The organism is Amycolatopsis pretoriensis, assembly GCF_900107925.1.
In the GTDB taxonomy this organism is placed as follows: Bacteria; Actinomycetota; Actinomycetes; order Mycobacteriales; family Pseudonocardiaceae; genus Amycolatopsis; species Amycolatopsis pretoriensis.
The window spans coordinates 348,148-365,202 of record NZ_FNUJ01000001.1 but is presented as its reverse complement, the minus strand read 5'-3'; the positions used below and the strand labels follow the sequence as shown (position 1 = coordinate 365,202).

The 17,055-nt window shown below is 71.1% G+C and carries 17 protein-coding genes; 4 read left to right on the top strand and 13 right to left on the bottom strand.

From position 1 onward, the window contains the following. Nucleotides 1-16: 16 nt before the first annotated feature. Nucleotides 17-1,831: a flavin-containing monooxygenase gene (locus BLV96_RS01735; protein WP_086674422.1), complete on the top strand. Its 1,815-nt coding sequence runs from the start codon at nt 17-19 to the stop codon at nt 1,829-1,831. Here BLV96_RS01735 and BLV96_RS01730 read toward each other — a convergent pair. Genes BLV96_RS01730 through BLV96_RS01710 form a run of 5 tightly spaced genes read right to left on the bottom strand, consistent with a single transcriptional unit; the run spans nt 1,828 to nt 7,286 of the window. After that, nucleotides 1,828-2,874: an acyl-CoA dehydrogenase family protein gene (locus BLV96_RS01730; RefSeq protein WP_208608104.1), complete on the bottom strand. Its 1,047-nt coding sequence runs from the start codon at nt 2,872-2,874 to the stop codon at nt 1,828-1,830. The genes BLV96_RS01735 and BLV96_RS01730 overlap by 4 nt on opposite strands. Beyond that, entirely contained in the window at nt 2,871-3,785 is a 915-nt protein-coding gene (locus BLV96_RS01725; RefSeq protein WP_086674421.1) for an acyl-CoA dehydrogenase family protein, read from the bottom strand. The genes BLV96_RS01730 and BLV96_RS01725 overlap by 4 nt, the downstream gene beginning before the upstream one ends. Further along, nucleotides 3,782-4,912: an acyl-CoA dehydrogenase family protein gene (locus BLV96_RS01720; protein ID WP_086674420.1), complete on the bottom strand. Its 1,131-nt coding sequence runs from the start codon at nt 4,910-4,912 to the stop codon at nt 3,782-3,784. The genes BLV96_RS01725 and BLV96_RS01720 overlap by 4 nt, the downstream gene beginning before the upstream one ends. Beyond that, nucleotides 4,912-5,757: an enoyl-CoA hydratase gene (locus BLV96_RS01715; RefSeq protein WP_086674419.1), complete on the bottom strand. Its 846-nt coding sequence runs from the start codon at nt 5,755-5,757 to the stop codon at nt 4,912-4,914. Before BLV96_RS01715 ends, BLV96_RS01720 begins: the two co-directional genes overlap by 1 nt. Beyond that, on the bottom strand, nt 5,754-7,286 hold the full coding sequence (locus BLV96_RS01710) for a FadD3 family acyl-CoA ligase (RefSeq protein WP_086674418.1): 1,533 nt from the start codon (nt 7,284-7,286) through the stop codon (nt 5,754-5,756). The genes BLV96_RS01715 and BLV96_RS01710 overlap by 4 nt, the downstream gene beginning before the upstream one ends. Before the next feature lie 82 nt (nt 7,287-7,368). On the opposite strand from BLV96_RS01710, the gene BLV96_RS01705 reads away from it, so the two are divergent. From BLV96_RS01705 to BLV96_RS01695, 3 genes are read left to right on the top strand one after another with little or no spacing between them, the layout of a single operon-like run. Beyond that, complete coding sequence (locus tag BLV96_RS01705) at nt 7,369-8,514, top strand: acyl-CoA dehydrogenase family protein (protein ID WP_086674417.1); 1,146 nt, start codon at nt 7,369-7,371, stop codon at nt 8,512-8,514. Beyond that, on the top strand, nt 8,511-9,281 hold the full coding sequence (locus BLV96_RS01700; RefSeq protein WP_086674416.1) for an SDR family oxidoreductase: 771 nt from the start codon (nt 8,511-8,513) through the stop codon (nt 9,279-9,281). The genes BLV96_RS01705 and BLV96_RS01700 overlap by 4 nt, the downstream gene beginning before the upstream one ends. Before the next feature lie 8 nt (nt 9,282-9,289). Further along, nucleotides 9,290-10,441 carry an acetyl-CoA C-acetyltransferase gene (locus BLV96_RS01695; RefSeq protein WP_086674415.1) on the top strand — a complete coding sequence of 384 codons (1,152 nt, stop codon included), beginning with the start codon at nt 9,290-9,292 and terminating at the stop codon, nt 10,439-10,441. Nucleotide 10,442: 1 nt separating this feature from the next. Here the strand turns inward: BLV96_RS01695 and fgd are convergent, their stop codons facing one another. The 8 genes from fgd to BLV96_RS01655 form a co-directional block, all read right to left on the bottom strand. Continuing rightward, nucleotides 10,443-11,447 (bottom strand): glucose-6-phosphate dehydrogenase (coenzyme-F420), encoded by a 1,005-nt coding sequence (fgd, locus tag BLV96_RS01690; protein WP_086674414.1) that lies wholly within the window; start codon nt 11,445-11,447, stop codon nt 10,443-10,445. 2 nt (nt 11,448-11,449) lie between these two features. Continuing rightward, nucleotides 11,450-12,505, bottom strand: a complete 1,056-nt coding sequence (locus BLV96_RS01685) for an NAD(P)H-dependent flavin oxidoreductase (RefSeq protein ID WP_086674413.1) — start codon at nt 12,503-12,505, stop codon at nt 11,450-11,452. Next, on the bottom strand, nt 12,502-13,233 hold the full coding sequence (locus BLV96_RS01680; protein ID WP_086674412.1) for a CoA-transferase subunit beta: 732 nt from the start codon (nt 13,231-13,233) through the stop codon (nt 12,502-12,504). Before BLV96_RS01680 ends, BLV96_RS01685 begins: the two co-directional genes overlap by 4 nt. Then, nucleotides 13,230-14,093 carry a CoA transferase subunit A gene (locus tag BLV96_RS01675; RefSeq protein ID WP_086674411.1) on the bottom strand — a complete coding sequence of 288 codons (864 nt, stop codon included), beginning with the start codon at nt 14,091-14,093 and terminating at the stop codon, nt 13,230-13,232. The genes BLV96_RS01680 and BLV96_RS01675 overlap by 4 nt, the downstream gene beginning before the upstream one ends. Continuing rightward, entirely contained in the window at nt 14,083-14,823 is a 741-nt protein-coding gene (locus tag BLV96_RS01670; protein WP_086674410.1) for an enoyl-CoA hydratase family protein, read from the bottom strand. Before BLV96_RS01670 ends, BLV96_RS01675 begins: the two co-directional genes overlap by 11 nt. Beyond that, a complete protein-coding gene (locus tag BLV96_RS01665; protein WP_086674409.1) occupies nt 14,823-15,701 on the bottom strand; it encodes an SDR family oxidoreductase in 879 nt (292 codons plus the stop codon). Before BLV96_RS01665 ends, BLV96_RS01670 begins: the two co-directional genes overlap by 1 nt. Beyond that, complete coding sequence (locus BLV96_RS01660; RefSeq protein WP_086674408.1) at nt 15,698-16,465, bottom strand: SDR family oxidoreductase; 768 nt, start codon at nt 16,463-16,465, stop codon at nt 15,698-15,700. Before BLV96_RS01660 ends, BLV96_RS01665 begins: the two co-directional genes overlap by 4 nt. A gap of 85 nt (nt 16,466-16,550) precedes the next feature. After that, complete coding sequence (locus tag BLV96_RS01655) at nt 16,551-16,946, bottom strand: winged helix-turn-helix transcriptional regulator (protein WP_086674407.1); 396 nt, start codon at nt 16,944-16,946, stop codon at nt 16,551-16,553. Between the last annotated feature and the right edge of the window lie 109 nt (nt 16,947-17,055).

Sequence of the window (17,055 nt, the reverse complement as noted above, 5' to 3'; positions counted from 1 at the left end):
ACGGGGAGGTCCGCTCATGACCCAGACCCTCGAACCCGCCGCGGCCCTCGATGCCCGGCAGCGCGTCGACGGCTGGCTCGCCGCCTTCGAGGCCGCGCTCGCGGCCCGGGACGCCGACCGGGCGGCCGCCCTCTTCGCCACGACGTCGTTCTGGCGCGACCTGATCGCGTTCACCTGGAACCTCAAGACGGTGGAGAACCGCGACGGCGTCAAGGACCTGCTGCTGGCCACCATGGACAGCACCGGCGCGACCGGCTTCCACACGACCGAGGAGCCGACCGAGGCCGGCGGCGTCGTCGAGGCGTGGATCGGGTTCGAGACGGCCGCCGGCCGCGCCCGCGGGCACCTGCGGCTGAACGACGAAGGCGCGTTCACGTTCCTGACCACGCTGTACGAGCTGAAGGGCCACGAAGAGCCGCTCGGCACCGCCCGGCCGAAGGGCGCGGAGCACGGCATCAACCGCGAGCGCGTCACCTGGGCGGAGGCGCGGCAGGCGGAAGCGGACGAACTGGGCACGACGCGGCAGCCGTACGTCGTCGTCATCGGCGGCGGGCAGGGCGGGATCGCGCTGGGGGCGCGGCTGCGCCAGCTGGGCGTGCCGCACGTGGTCGTCGACCGGTACGCGCGCCCGGGCGACCAGTGGCGCGGCCGGTACAAGTCGCTGTGCCTGCACGACCCGGTCTGGTACGACCACCTGCCCTACCTGGACTTCCCGCGCACCTGGCCCGTGTTCGCGCCGAAGGACAAGATCGCTGACTGGCTCGAGATGTACACGAAGGTCATGGAGGTCAACTACTGGTCGTCGACGACCTGCAAAAGCGCCTCCTACGACGAAGAAACCCAGGAGTGGACCGTCGTCCTCGACCGCGACGGCGAAGAAGCCGTGCTGCGGCCGAAGCAACTGGTGTTGGCGACCGGCATGTCGGGCAAGCCGAACGTCCCGGTGCTGCCGGGCCAGGACCGCTTCCGCGGCGAACAGCACCACAGCTCGAAGCACCCCGGCCCGGACGCCTACCGCGGCAAGAAGGCCGTGATCATCGGGTCGAACAACTCCGCGTTCGACATCTGCGGCGCGCTGTGGGAAGCCGGCGCCGACGTCACGATGGTCCAGCGCAGCTCGACGCACATCGTGAAGTCGGACTCGCTGATGGACCTCGGGCTCGGCGACCTGTACTCGGAGCGCGCGCTGGCCGCGGGCATGACGACGCAGAAGGCGGACCTGACGTTCGCCTCGCTGCCGTACCGGATCATGCACACGTTCCAGCAGCCGGTGTACGCGGCGATCAAGGAGCGCGACCAGGAGTTCTACGACCGCCTGGAAGCCGCGGGCTTCCGCCACGACTGGGGCGACGACGACTCCGGCCTGTTCATGAAGTACCTGCGCCGCGGCTCCGGCTACTACATCGACGTGGGCGCGGCGGACCTGGTGGCCAACGGCGACGTCAAGCTCGCCCACGGCCAGGTCGCTTCCCTCACCGAGACGTCAGTGGTGCTCGAGGACGGCACCGAGCTGGAGGCCGACCTCGTCGTCTACGCGACGGGCTACGGCTCGATGAACGGCTGGGCGGCGGACCTGATCAGCCAGGAGGTGGCCGACAAGGTCGGCAAGGTGTGGGGCCTGGGGTCGGAGACGACCAAGGACCCGGGGCCGTGGGAAGGCGAGCAGCGGAACATGTGGAAGCCCACCCAGCAGGACGGGCTGTGGTTCCACGGCGGGAACCTGCACCAGTCACGGCACTACTCGCTTTACCTGGCCCTGCAGCTGAAGGCCCGCGCCGAGGGCATCCCGACGCCGGTCTACGGGCTGCAGGAGGTGCACCACCTCTCCTAGCCGGTCGAGAGCGCGCGCACGGGATCGCCGAACAGCAGGGCGGTTCCGTGCGCGCGCTTGAAGTACAGGTGGGCGTCGTGTTCCCAGGTGATCGCGATGCCGCCGTGGAGCTGGATCATCTCGGCCGCCGCGTGGGAAAACGCCTCGCCGCACACGACTTTCGCGGTCGTGACCGCTTCGGGGTCACCGTCCACAATGGCCGCGTACAGCGCCGACCGGGCGGCTTCGACGTGGACGTGCACGTCGGCCATCCGGTGCTTCAACGCCTGGAACGAGCCGATCGGACGGCCGAACTGGCGGCGTTGCTTCGTGTACTCCACCGTCAGTTCCAGGGCCCGGGCCGCCGCGCCGACCTGCTCGGCCGCCACCGCGACCACCGCCGTGTCGAGCAGCTTCCCCAGCTGCTGACCGAATCCGTCGGTGTCGAGACGCCGGGCCGGGGTCGACGCGAAGTCCACGACAGCCAGCCGCCGCGTCGGGTCGAGGGTCGTGACGCGCTCGCGGCGGACGCCGTCCAGGGGCACCTCGAACAGGCCGGCGCCGTCCGCGGTGCGGGCCACCGCCAGGAGGACGTCCGCGAGGTCGCCGTCGAGGACGTAGTGGGCGCGGCCGCCGAGTCCGCTGTCGGACGCGGTGAGCGCCGGTGACCAGTCCTCGTCGGACCAGGCCAGCGCGGCGAGGGTGGTGCCCGCGGCGATGCCCGGCAGCAGCCGTTCGCAGGCCTCGTCGTTTCCCGTGCGCAGCAACGCTTCCCCGCACAGCACCGCGGATCCGAGCAGCGGGGTGGGCGTCAGGGTCCGGCCGAGTTCCTGCTGGACCACGCAGATCTCGGCCAGGCCGGCGCCCGCGCCGCCGTAGTGCTCGGGGATCGCGAGGGCGGCGACGCCGATCTGCTCGCACAGCGTCGACCAGAGCTTGTCGTCGTGGCCGAGCGGGGACTCCAGCGCCGCTCGCACCGCCTCGGGACCCGACCGGCGGGTCAGCAGCGCCCGGACGGCGTCCCGCAGGGCCCGGGCTTCCTCGGTGTCCAGGGGATCGGTCATCGCAGCACCCGCGTCCGGTGGAACGACCCGGTCCCCCAGGCGCCGGCGAGGGCCCGCACCTTCGTCAGCCGCAGGCCGAGGTCGTGTTCGGCGGTGTAGCCGATGGCGCCGTGGACCTGCAGGGCGGTCCGTGCGGCGAGGTGCGCGGCGCCGCCCGCCATGACCTTCGCCGCCGAGACGTCCCGGGCGAACGTGTCGCCGGCGACGGCCGCGCCGTGGAGCAGCGGGCGGGCGAGTTCGAGGCGGGTCGCGACGTCGGCGAGGAGGTGCTTGATCGCCTGGTACTCGCCGATGGCGCGGCCGTACTGGCGGCGCTGCTTCGCGTATTCCACCGACGTGTCGAGGAGCCATTGGCCGGCGCCGAGCAGCTGCGCGGACACCGCCAGGACACCCAGGTCGAACGCGGCGGTCTCGCCCGCCGGAGTGGCGGAGACCGGGAACAGCCGCCGAGCCGGGTCGATCGAGCGGACGACGTCGGACTCCGGTTCCAGTTCGGCGCCGGTCAGGTCCAGCACGACTCCCGCGACGTCGGCGTCGAGTGCCAGGGGGACTTCCGGTGGGGCGGCGACGGTGGCCAGGAGATCACCTTCGGCGAGCGCGGTCAGCCGGTCGCCGGTCAGCAGCGCCGGCGTGACCGCCGCCGATTCGACGAGCGGGCCCGGGACGGCGTGGTAGCCGAGCGCTTCACACGCGACGACCAGGTCGACCGGGCCGGCACCGAGGCCCCCGTAGTCCTCGGGCACCAGCAAGCCGAAGACTCCGATGTCGGCGAGCGCGCGCCAGAGTTTGAGGCCGCGGTCGTGCTCCCCCGCCGCCCAGGCACGGGCGGTCGCCGCGGTGTCCGCCCCGCCCAGCAGGTCGTGCAGCGTCGCGGCGAACTGGCGGTGCTCCGGCGAGAGCTGAAACCTCATCGGCGGGCCTCCCTGGGCAGCTTCAGCAGCCGTTCGGCGATCGTGTTCCGCTGGATCTGGTCGGTACCGCCGTAGATCGGCCCGGCGAGGGAGAACAGGTACCCGTCGACCCAGGTCTCGTCGGTCTCCGCGGCCGGGCCGAGCACGTCCAGGGCCGTCTCGTGCAGTTCGACGTCCAAATGGGACCAAAAAAGCTTGTTGACGCTGGATTCCGGGCCCAGCTCGCCGCCCTCGGCCAGGCGGCTCACGGTGCCGAACGTGTAGAGCTGATAGGCACGAGCACCGATCCAGGCGTCCGCCACCCTGTCCTTTGTGGACTCGGGCGCGCCCTCCGTACGCCAGAGGTCGACGAGACGATCGGCTGCGGCGAGGAACCGGCCCGGGCTGCGCAGCGACAGGCCACGCTCGTTGTTCGCCGTCGTCATCGCCACCCGCCAGCCCTGCCCGACTTCGCCGATGACGTCCTCGTCCGGGACGAACACGTCGTCGAAGAAGATCTCCGCGAAACCGGGTTCGCCGTCCAGCTGCGGGATCGGCCGGACCGTGACACCCTCGGCGCGCAGGTCGACCATGAAGTACGTCAGGCCGTGGTGGCGCTGAGCGTCGGGATCGGTGCGCAACAACCCGAACGCACGATCGGCGAAGGAGGCCCGCGAACTCCACGTCTTCTGCCCCGACAGCAACCAGCCACCGTCGGTGCGCACCGCCGTGCTGCGCAACGCCGCGATGTCGCTGCCCGCCTCGGGCTCCGACCACGCCTGGGCCCACACCTGCTCACCGGTCGCCATCGCGGGTAGGATCCGGTCGCGCTGCTCTTGCGTGCCGTGCGCGAACAATGTCGGGCCGAGCATGAAGATGCCGTTCTGGCTGACCCGCCCCGGCGCCCCCGACGCGTAGTACTCCTCCTCGAACAGCAGCCACTGCAGCATCGACGCGTCTCGCCCGTGGTACTCCCGCGGCCACGACACGACCGACCACCGCGCCTCGGCCAGCTCGGCCTCCCACTCGCGGTGCGCCGCGAAGCCCTCGGCGGTGTCCATCGACGGCAGCGAACGAACATGCGAAGCCAGCCACTCACGGGCCTCGTCGCGGAAGGCCGCGGACGCCTCGTCGATGTCGAGGTCCATCACGCCCCCTTGTTCGCGTCACGCATCGACCGCGCCGACTGCCCACCGAGGGAGTCTTCCGACGTCTCCGCGTTGTGCGCGTGCGCCAGGTGGTGGAGCCCGAACACGGAGTCCATTCCGGACCGCAGGCCCATCAGGTCCTCGGCCTGGTTGACGGCTTTCTTCGCCAGTGCCAGTCCGAACTGCGGCATCCCGCTGATCTTCTCCGCGAGTTCGAGGGTGCGTTCTTCCAGTTCGGCGCGTGGCACGATCCGCGTGACCATGCCCCATTCCTTGGCCTGCTGGACGGTGAACCGCTCGCCGGTGAACAGCACTTCCTTGGCCGCGCGCGGGCCGAGCACCCACGGGTGCGCGAAGTACTCGACCCCCGGAATCCCCATCCGCACCACCGGATCGGCGAAGAACGCGTCATCGGCGGCGACGATCAGGTCGCACACCCACGCCAGCATCAGCCCGCCCGCGATGCACGCGCCCTGGACGCTCGCGATCATCGGCTTCGGGATCTCCCGCCAGCGGCGGCACATCCCGAGGTAGACCTCGGACTCGCGGGCGAACCGCTGGTCACCGCCGGCCCGGTCGGTGTGGTCCCACCACATCACCGCGCGCCGGTCGAACGGCTGGTCCGCGTCGCGGCCCGGGCTGCCGATGTCGTGCCCGGCGGAGAAGTGCTTCCCCTCCCCCGCCAGCACGATCACCTTCACCTCGGGGTCGTTGACGGCGTCGGTGAAAGCGTCGTCGAGCGCGTAGGTCATGGCCGAGTTCTGGGCGTTGCGGTAGTCCGGCCGGTTCATCGTGACCACCGCGACCGGCCCGCGCCGCTCGGAGCGGACCACCGGTTCAGTCATGCGTTCTCCTCGGTCAGCAGCCGCTTCAGCACCTTGCCGGAAGCGTTGCGGGGCAGTTCGTCCAGGAACGCGACGAACCGCGGGGTCTTGTAGTTGGCGAGCCGCTCGCGGCAGAACGCGAGGACGTCCCGCTCGGTCAGGCCGGTGCCGACGACGAAGGCCTTGCCGACCTCGCCGAGCCGCTCGTCCGGGACGCCGACGACGGCGACGTCGCGGACGCCCTCCAGCTCGGTCAGGGCGTGTTCGACCTCGGCGGGGTAGACGTTGAAGCCGCCGCAGATGTACATGTCCTTGAGCCGGCCGGTGAGCGTCAGGTTGCCGTCGGCGTCGAGTTCGCCGACGTCGCCGGTGTGCAGCCAGCCCTGCTCGTCGACGGCCTTCGCGGTGGCGTCCGGGTCGTCGAGGTAGCCGAGCATCACGTTCGGCCCCCGGACCACGACTTCGCCGGGCGAACCCTGGATGGCGACCTCGAAGTCCGCCGTCGCGCGGCCGGACGTGCGCGCGACCAGCTCGGCGTCGTCGCCCGGCCGGCACATGGTCACCACGACGGCTTCGGTGAGGCCGTACGCGGTCAGGACGATGTCGAAGCCCAGGTCGGCCCGCATGCGCCGGACGAGCGACGCCGGGACGTCGGCCGCGCCGGTCACCGCCAGCCGCAACGACGAGACGTCGCCGCGCTCGGGTTCGTTGAGCAGCGACTGGAAGATCGTCGGCGCGCCCGGGAGCACCGAGATGCGTTCGCGCTCGATCAGCTCCAGGGCGGCGCGCACGTCGAACACAGCCTGCGGGACGATCGTCGCGCCGGTCAGCAGCCCGACCACGATCCCGGCCTTGTAGCCGAAGCTGTGGAAGAACGGGTTGATCACCAGGTACCGGTCGTCGGCGGTGACCCGGCCGCACTCCGCCCAGGCCGCGGCGACGCCGACCACCTGGCGGTGCGCGGAGAGCACGCCTTTCGAGCGGCCGGTCGTGCCCGAGGTGAACAGGATGTCGCTGACGTCGTCCGGCCGGACGGCGTCCGCGCGTCGTTCGGCTTCGGCGAGCGGCACCTGCGGCGCGAGATCCAGGAATTCGTCCCAGCCGAGGGTGCCCGGCACCGGCCGGTGCGGCCGCTCCAGGGGTACCCGGACGACCGTGGCGAGGTCCGGCAGCTCGGCGCCGGTCGCCACGATCGCGGCGTGGCGGTCCGCGCCGAGAAAGTCCGCGGCCACGACCAGGGCTTTCGCCCGGCTGCGGACGAGCAGGTCGACGGTCTCGGCGGCGGTGAACCGCGTGTTGACCGGCACCAGGGACGCGCCCGCGTAGAGCGCGCCCAGCGCCGTGAGCACCCAGTGGCTGGTGTTGGGCAGGGTGACGGCGACCCGGTCGCCGGGCTGGACGCCGCGGGCGGCGAAGGCCCGCGCGACCGCTTGAACACGTTGCAGAAGCGCGTCGAAGCCGAGCCGGACGTCGCCGTCGACCAGTGCCTCCGCGGCGCCGAACTTCGCGGCGGCATCGCGGACGACGGCCGGGATCGTGGTCTGTCCCACCACACCCTCCTCTGGACCGACAAACTAGAACGTGTTCTCATTACCCTAGGTGCCGGACCGGCCCGGCAGCAAGGAGGCGTGCGTGGAACCGACGCGATTCCGCCGCGAGGTCGCGGGCTGGCTCGCGGACAACCTGACCGGCGAGTTCGCCCGGTTGCGCGGTCTCGGCGGGCCGGGACGCGAGCACGAGGCGTTCGACCTGCGCCTGGCCTGGGAACGCCACCTCGCCGCCGCGGGCTGGACGTGCGTCGGCTGGCCGGCGGAGTTCGGCGGCCGCGGCCTCTCCCTCGACGAGCAGGTCGCCTTCCACGAGGAGTACGCGGCCTCGGGTGCACCTGCCCGCGTCAACCACATCGGCGAGCAGCTGCTCGGCCCGACGCTGATCGCCTTCGGTACGCCCGAGCAGCGGAACCGGTTCCTGCCCAAGATCGTCGCCGTCGAAGAACTCTGGTGCCAGGGCTACTCCGAGCCCGGCGCCGGCTCCGACCTGGCCGCCGTCTCGACGTCGGCGGTTCTGCGCGACGGCGAATGGGTGGTCAACGGCCAGAAGATCTGGACGTCCCTGGCGCACGTGGCCGACTGGTGCTTCGTCGTCGCCCGCACCGAACCCGGCTCCCAGCGCCACCACGGCCTCTCCTACCTGCTGGTGCCGCTGCGCCAGGACGGCGTGACGGTCCGGCCGATCCAGCAGCTGACCGGCACCTCGGAGTTCAACGAAGTCTTCATCGACGACGCCCGCACACCCGCCGACCTGGTCGTCGGCGCCCCGGGCGACGGCTGGAAGATCGCCATGGCCACCCTCGGGTTCGAACGCGGGGTTTCGACGCTGGGCCAGCAGATCGGCTTCCGCCGCGAACTCGACGACATCACCGCCGATGCGAAACGGCTCGGCACCTACGACGACCCGCTGCTGCGCGCCGACCTCACCCGCGCCCGCCTCGGCCTGCGCGTCCTGCGCGCCCACGCCCTGCGGACGCTGGGCCGCCCGGCCGGGCCGGAGGTCGCCGTCGGCAAGCTCCTGTGGGCCCAGTGGCACCGCGGGCTCGGCGAACTCGCGATGCGGGCCCGGGGCGCGCGGTCCCTGGTCGCTTCCGGGGACGAACTGGACGACGCCCAGCGGCTGTACCTGTTCACCCGCGCCGACACCATCTACGGCGGGTCGGACGAAATCGAGCGGAACATCATCGCCGAGCGCGTGCTCGGCCTGCCGAGGGAGGCCCGCCCGTGATCCCCCAGTACCCGCCTGGCCACGAGCTGTTGTCCGGCAAGGTCGTCGTGGTCACCGCCGCGGCCGGCACCGGCATCGGCTCGGCCGTCGCGCGACGCTGCCTCGAGGAAGGCGCTCAGGTGGTGATCAGCGATTGGCACGAACGGCGCCTGGGTGAAAAGGCCGCCGAGCTGGCCGAACTCGGGAAGGTGCACGCGATCCCCTGCGACGTCACTGCCGAGGTCCAGGTCCAGGCGCTCATCGACGGCGCCGTCGACCACTTCGGCCGCCTCGACGTCATGGTCAACAACGCCGGGCTCGGCGGCACGAAGTCGGTGCTGGAGATGACCGACGACGAGTGGTCGCGCGTCCTCGACATCACCCTCACCGGCACGTTCCGCTGCACTCGCGCCGCGTTGAAGCAGTTCGTCGCGCAGGGCGGCGGGGGCGCGATCGTCAACAACGCGTCGGTGATCGGCTGGCGCGCCCAAGCCGGGCAGGCGCACTACGCCGCCGCGAAAGCCGGCGTCATGGCGCTGACCCGGTGTTCGGCCCTGGACGCGGCCGAGCACGGCGTCCGGATCAACGCCGTCGCGCCGAGCCTCGCCATGCATCCCTTCCTCGCCAAGGTGACCAGCGACGAACTCCTGGCCGACTTGACCAAGCAGGAGGCGTTCGGCCGCGCCGCCGAGCCGTGGGAGGTCGCGAACGTCATGGTCTTCCTCGCCAGCGACTACGCGAGCTACCTCACCGGCGAAGTCGTCTCCGTCTCCAGCCAGCACCCCTAGGAGTTGTCGTGCCCGAAGCTTTCCTGCTCGACGCGGTCCGCACGCCCGTGGGCCGGCGCGGCGGCGCGCTGTCCGGGTGGCACTCCGCCGACCTCGGCGCGCACGTCATCCGCGCGGTCGTCGAACGCGCCGGCGTCGACCCGGACCTCGTCGACGACGTCATCCTCGGCTGCACGGACACCCTGGGCCCGCAGTCGGGCAACATCGCGCGCACGGCGTGGCTCGCGGCGGGGTTCCCGGACCACGTGCCCGGCGTGACGATCGACCGGCAGTGCGGGTCGAGCCAGCAGGCCGTGCACTTCGCGGCCCAAGCCGTCATGTCGGGAACGCAGGACCTGGTGCTGGCCGGCGGCGTGCAGAACATGAGCCGCATCCCGATCAGCGCGGCGATGCTGGCCGGGCGCGAGTACGGCTTCGACGACCCGTTCTCCGGCTCGAAGGGCTGGCAGGAGCGCTACGGCAGCGTCGAGGTGTCGCAGTTCCGCAGCGCCGACATGATCGCTTCCCATTGGGACATCAGCCGGGAAGCCATGGAGGAGTACGCGTTCCGCAGCCACCAGCGGGCCCTGTCCGCCATCGACTCCGGGCGGTTCGACGCGGAGATCGCGCCGGTCGACGGCTTCCGCCACGACGAGGGCCCGCGCCGGGACACGTCACTGGAGCGGATGCGCGGGTTGAAGCCGCTTTCTCCGGAGTCACGCCTGACGGCCGCGGTGGCCAGCCAGATCTCCGACGGCGCGAGCGCGGCGCTGTTGGCGTCCGAGGCGTTCGTCAAGGAGCACGATCTGACGCCGCGGGCCCGCATCCACCACCTGTCCGTCCGCGCGGCCGACCCGGTGTGGATGCTGACCGGACCGATCCCGGCGACGTCCCACGCGCTGCGCCGCGCGGGGCTCGCGATCGAGGACATCGACCTGTTCGAGGTCAACGAGGCGTTCGCGAGCGTCGTGCTGGCGTGGCTGGACGAAACGGGCGCGGACCCGTCCCGCGTGAACGTCAACGGCGGTGGCATCGCCCTCGGCCACCCGATCGGGGCGACCGGGACGAAGCTCCTCGCGACGCTCCTGCACGAGCTGGAGCGCCGCGAGGGTCGTTACGGCCTGCAGACGATGTGCGAAGGCGGCGGCACCGCCAACGTGACCATCATCGAACGCCTGTAACTCAGCCCAGGGCGCGCAGCTTCGGCAGCACGTCCTCGGAGAACTGGCTCAGGAACCGCTCCTGGTCGTGGCCCGGACCGTGGAAGACCAGGTGGTTCAGCCCCGCGTCCAGGTACGGCTTGATCTGCGCGACGGCCTCGTCCGGGTCCGACGCCACGATCCACCGCTTGGCGACCTGCTCGATCGGCAGCTCGTCGGCCAGCCGCTCCATCTCCTCCGCCGAGGACACGCTGTGCTTCTGCTCCGCCGACAGCGACAGCGGCGCCCAGAACCGGGTGTTCTCCAGCGCCTTCTCGTGGTCGCGGTCATACGAAAGCTTGATCTCGATCGTCCGGTCGACGTCCTCGACGGTCCGCGAAGCCGCCTCCGCACCCTCCTTCACCGCGGGCATCAGCTTCTCGGTGTAGAGGTCCATGCCCTTGCCCGAGGTGCAGATGAAACCGTCACCCGCCCGGCCCGCGTACTTGGCCACCACCGGGCCACCCGCGGCGATGTACACCGGCACCGGCTGCTCCGGCCGGTCGTAGATCTTCGCGTCCACCAGCTCGTAGTAGTCGCCCTTGAAGTTCACGTTGTCGCTGGTCCACAGCTCGCGGATCAGCTTGATCGACTCCCGCAGCCGCGCGAACCGCTCCTTGAACTCCGGCCATTCGCGCCCGGAGACGGCGATCTCGTTCAGCGCCTCGCCGGACCCCACCCCCAGGATCACGCGGCCGTTCGACAGCAACGACATCGTCGCGAACGCCTGGGCGATCACCGCCGGGTTGTACCGGAACGTCGGGGTCAGCACGCTCGTGCCGATCTGCACCCGCTTCGTGCGCTCGGCCACCGCCGGCATCCACGCCAGCGCCCACGGCGCGTGGCCACCCTCGTGGCGCCACGGCAGGAAGTGGTCCGACACCCAGACCGAGTCGAGGCCGACCTCTTCGGCACGCACCGCGTACTCGACCAGGTCCCGCGGTCCGAACTGCTCCGCCGACGCCTTGTATCCGACCTTGAGCGTCACGCTCACCCTCCCGTTTCCCGGCCGAGCCGTCGCAGGATCTCACCTGCCTCGGCCACTGTGCCCTCGACGATCCCGGCCACCGTGGGCAGGTCGTGGATCATGCCCACCACCTGTCCCGACGCTAGCACTCCCGCGTCCGTCCGGCCGTCGACCAGCCCCGCCCGCAACAGCATCGGGGTGTTGGCCGCCATGACCAGCTGACTCCAGGTCAGATCGTTGCCGTGCTTCATCGCAAGGCCTTCTTTGACCATGGCAACCGGGGACAGTCCGGTGATATTCCGGAAGCGCAGCGCGTTGCGCGCGGCCTGCGCGAGCCCACGCAGGCGGCCGGTGCGTTCGAGCTTCTCGACGAGGTCGGTGCGCAGCACCCGGTGCGGCAGGCCGTCGACGCGCCGGGTGACGACCGTCCCGGTGAGCCCCTGCTCGAGGTAGACGCGCTTGACGTCGTCGGGGACCGTGCTCTCCTTGCTCAGCAGGAACCGGGTGCCCATCGCGACCCCCGCGGCGCCGTAGGCAAGGGCGGCGGCCAGGCCGCGGCCGTCGAAGAAGCCGCCGGCGGCGACCACCGGGATGTCGACGGCGTCCAGCACGCTCGGCAGGAGCAACGTCGTGGCCACGCCCCCGGTGTGCCCGCCGCCTTCGCCGCCCTGGACGATGACGGCGTCCGCGCCCCAGGCGGCGACCTTCTCGGCGTGCCGCGCGGCGCCGATCGACGGGATCACGACGATCCCGTGGTCCCGCAGCTTCGCGATCATCTCCTTGCGCGGCGCGAGCGCGAACGACGCCACCTTGACACGCTCGCGGATCAGCAGGTCGACGCGGTCACCGGCGTCGGCCGCGTCGGCCCGCAGGTTGACCCCGAACGGCTTTTCGGTGCGCTTCTTGACCTCGGTGATCGCGGCTTCCAGCTCGGCGAAGGTCATCGTGGCCGAGGCGAGGATGCCGAGGGCGCCCGCCTCGGCCGTCGCGGAGACGAGCCGCGGCCCCGCGACCCACCCCATCCCGGTCTGCACGACCGGGTGCTCGACCCCGACCAGCTCGGTCAGCGCGGTCTTCATGCCGGGACTTCCTTGTCGCGCAAGCTCTTCGGGTCCACGACATCGCGGATGAGCCGCAGCTCTTCGCCGGTCGGCTCGCGGCTGGTCTCGGCACCGGAGAAGTCGATCTCGAACGTCGTCGCCGCCACGACGTCGTCGCGGGTCACGCCGGGGTGCAGCGACACCGCCCGCATCGCGTGGTCGGGACCTCCGAAGTCGAACACGCCGAGGTTCGTGACGACCCGGTGGACGTCGTGGTACTTCTGCGCCGACGGGCCGGCTTTGGCCGCGCTGTCGTAGCCCACTCCCGACACGACGTCCACTGTGTCCACGAAGACCCGTGGGGAGTGCCGGGGAACCCAGTAGCTGGTGCGGTGGTTGACGGTGTTGCCCGGCGCGCCGCGCACGCCGAGCAGCTGCTTCTTCGGCCGGGCGTGGTCACCGATCGCGGAGATGTTCTGGTTGCCGTACCGGTCGATCTGGTTGGCGCCCATTACGACGTGCCGACGTCCGTGCGGGACGATCGTGTCGAGCATCTTGCGGAACGGCTGCCAGCCCTCGACCACGCCGTCGGTCGTGACCAGGAACGCCTCGCCGTCGGACATCAGCAGGTCCGGCTCGAACGTCAGCCGCGCGAGCTTCGCGCCGAGCTGCGGGACCAGGCCCATCGGGCTGACGACGATCTCGCCGTCGCCGCGGAACACCTCGGCCATCGCCACGACGACGATCTCGGCCCGGGTCGCGCTCATGCCGCCTCCGCCTCGAACTTGTCCACTTCGGACAGATAGCGCCGGTCGTCGCCGGAGAGGAACCGGTCCACGAACCCCGGCCACGCTTCCAGGTCCTTCGCACAGGATGCGTAGTGGCGCTGGAACCGTTCGTCGCGGCCGTAGTCCGGCACCGCGGTGGTGAAGTGCGCGCCGTGCGGGGACTCGACGACACCGTCGACCGCACTTCGATTGAGCAGCAGCGACTGCACCGGTCCGCCCGCCATCAGCTCAGGCGTGTCGACGACCTTTTCCACCGAGACGAACCGTTTGTCCGCCGCCAGGCAGAAGAGGTCGTCGAAGTAGGGGTCCGGGCCGAGGTACTGGGCGTTGCCGCGGGCGTCGGCGCGGTTGAGGTGCACGAGGGCGACGTCGAGGTGCTGCGCCGGGACCGCGACCAGTTCCTCGCCGTCGGCGTACGGCGAGCGCACGGTCCGCAGGTCCGGGTTGGCGCGCATCACCTCCGAGCCGAGGCCGGCGCGCATCGGCAGGAACGGAAGCCGTTGCGCTGCCGCGGAAAGCGCGGCGCCGAACATGCCTTCGTCGTATTCGGTGACCTCAATCGCGCCGGCCTCGCGGGCTCGGCCGAACCACGGGTCGAACGGGATCGAATCGAGCGTCACGAACCCGAAGACGACGCGCTTGACCTTGCCCGCCGCGCAGAGCAGGCCGACGTCGGGACCGCCGTAGGAGACGACGGTGAGGTCCTTGACGGACGTGCGGAGGATCGCGCGGACCAGCGCCATCGGCTTGCGCCGTGAACCCCAGCCGCCGATGCCGATGGTCATGCCATCGCGGAGTTCCGCCGCGACGTCGTCGGCGGTCGTGCGCTTATCGGCCATTCAAGAACTCCTCGCGGGCTTCGTCGGACGCGCCGAGCAGGTTGAGCTCGAAGGTGAAGCCCTGCTCGAACCGGTAGCTGCGGTGCACCTGCTGGGTGTCGATGCCGTTCAGGGCCTCCTTGGCGGCCCGGATGACCCGCGGGTCCTTCTTCGCGATGTCGCGGGCGACGGCCAGGGCGGCGTCGTCCAGCTCCGCGCGCGGGACGAGCTGGTAGACCGAGCCGTGCGCGTGCAGTTCGGCGGCGGTGATGGTGCGGGCGGTGAAGTAGAGGGTGCGCATGAGGTGCTGCGGGACGAGCCGGGCCAGGTGGGTGGCGGCGCCGAGCGCGCCGCGTTCGACCTCGGGGACGCCGAAGGTGGCGTCGTCGGAGGCGAGGATGACGTCGGCGTTGCCGACCAGCCCGATCCCGCCGCCGAGGCAGAAGCCGTGCACCGCGGCGATGACCGGCACCGCGCAGTCGTAGACCGCGCCGAAAGCCGCGTGACAGCCCCGGTTCGCGCCGACGAGCGCGTCATATCCTTCGCTGCGTTGGATCTCCTTGATGTCCACGCCCGCGTTGAACCCACGGCCTTCCGCTCGGAGCACGACGACGTGGACGTCGGGGTCCTTCCCGGCCTTCAGGATGGTCTCGGCCAGGTCGAACCAGCCCTGCACGGGCAGCGCGTTGACCGGCGGGAAGTCGACCGTGACGAGCTCGACGTGCGCGTCGCGTTTGGTCAGGATGCCCATCAGCTCACTCCGTAGACGGGTTCGGGCTCGGGCGCGCGCTCGAGCAGGTCCTTCACCACCGGGCCGAGCTCGGCGGGGTCCCACCGCGCGCCCTTGTCCACGACCGGGCCGTGCCGCCACGCCTGGGCGAGCGACACCTTGCCGCCCTCGACCTCGAAGACGCGTCCCGTCACCTGCGCGGACTCCTCGCTGCCCAGCCAGACGACCAGCGGCGAGACGTTTTCCGGGGCCATCGCGTCGAAACCGTCGTCCGGACGCGCCATCGACGCGAAGACCGCCTCGGTCATCCGGGTCCGCGCGGCCGGCGCGATCGCGTTCACGGTCACGCCGTAGCGCGCCAGCTCGGCCGCCGCGACGACGGTCAGCCCGGCGATCCCCGCCTTCGCCGCCGAATAGTTGCCCTGGCCGACGCTGCCGAGCAGGCCCGCGCCGGAGCTGGTGTTGATCACCCGGGCTCGCGGTGCCCGCCCGGCTTTGGCTTCGGCGCGCCAGTGCTCGGCGGCGTGCCTCAGGGGCGCGAAGTGTCCTTTGAGGTGCACGCGGACGACCGCGTCCCACTCGTCTTCGCCGAGGTTGACCAGCATCCGGTCGCGGACGAACCCGGCGTTGTTGACCAGCACGTCGAGACGGCCGAAGTGCGTCAGGGCGGTGTCGACGAGGGACTTCGCCCCGGCCCAGTCGGCGATGTCATCGGTGGTGGCGACGGCTTTTCCGCCCAGGGCCTCGATTTCCGCGACGACTTCCGCGGTCGCGTCCGCGTCGACGTCGTTCACCACCACCGGCGCGCCCTCGGCGGCGAAGGCGAGGGCGTGGGCCCGCCCGATGCCGCGGCCGGCGCCGGTCACCACGACCACCCGGTCCTGGCACAACCCGCTCACGAATCCTCCCGTTGGTTGACGTCGGCCGCGGCGAGGAACGCCGGGACCTCTCCGCCGCCGTGCACGAGCAGGGTCGCGCCGGAGACGTAGGAAGCCAGGCCGGAGGCGAGGAAGGCGGCGCAGGCGCCCACTTCCGCCGGCTCGGCCAGCCGCCCCAGCGGCACGGTCTTCCCGACCGCTTCGACGGCGGCCTCGCTGCCGTAGTGCAGGTGGGCCTGTTCGGTGCGCACCATGCCGACGTCGAGGGTGTTGACCCGCACTTTCGGAGCCCACTCGACGGCGAGGCTGGCGGCGAGGTTGTCGAGCCCGGCCTTGGCGGCCCCGTAGGCGGCGGTCCCGGGCGACGCGCGCGTGCCGCTGACGCTGGAGATCATCACGATGGAGCCGCCTCCGTCCTGGCGTTGCATGACGGCGTTGGCGTGCTGGGAGACCAGGAGCGGGGTGAGCAGGTTCAGCTGGACGATCTTGTCGTGCAACCGCGTAGACGCCTCCGCGGCGGGCGCGTACGGGGCACCACCGGCGTTGTTGACGACGACGTCGAGGCGGCCGTGGTTGTGGACGATCCCGTCGATGAGGGACTTGACCTGGGTTTCGTCCCGGACGTCGCACTGGACGAACTCGGCTGTGGTGGCGGTTTCGCGCCGGGCGCAGGTGACCACGTGGGCGCCGTGGGCGAGGAAGACGTCGGTGATGCCCCGGCCCACGCCGCGGACACCCCCGGTCACCAGGACTACGGCACCGGACAGGCCCAGATCGGTCTTCACTCCCCAAAACTAGAACACGTTCCAACTTTGGGCAAGGCTCCCGGGAGCCGACCCGGCGCGACTTGTCGAGTCGAACTAGAACGCGTTACGCCTCACGCTTCGCCGCGTCGTACTCCGCATTCGCCGCCATCACCTCGGGCATCTGACCCTCGACGTCCTCGATCAGCGCCAGCAGCAGCGCCGCCGTGCGGCGGCCGCGCGGGGTCAAGCTGTACTCGACCTTCGGTGGGATCGTCGGCTGGGCCTCGCGGTGGACGAACCCGTCGCGCTCCAGGGCCTGCAGCGTCTGGGCCAGCATCTTCTCGCTCACCCCGGACACCCGCCGGCGCAGGGCGTTGAACCGGAGCGTGCCGTCGTGGAGGGCGGCCATCGCCAGGATTCCCCAGCGGCCGGTGATGTGCTCGAGCGTCGTCCGGGACGTGCACGCCTGCGCGAACACGTCGTACAGCACCTGCCCGTGCTCGTCCAGCCACTCGCTCATGGGGTCAACGGTACCTCCCCCGCCGCACAAGCCCAGGTGAGGATGCTCACCAACAGTTTGCACTTTCGAAAAGTTAGTACACTCTGATGGTAAGCACAGCGAAGAGCGA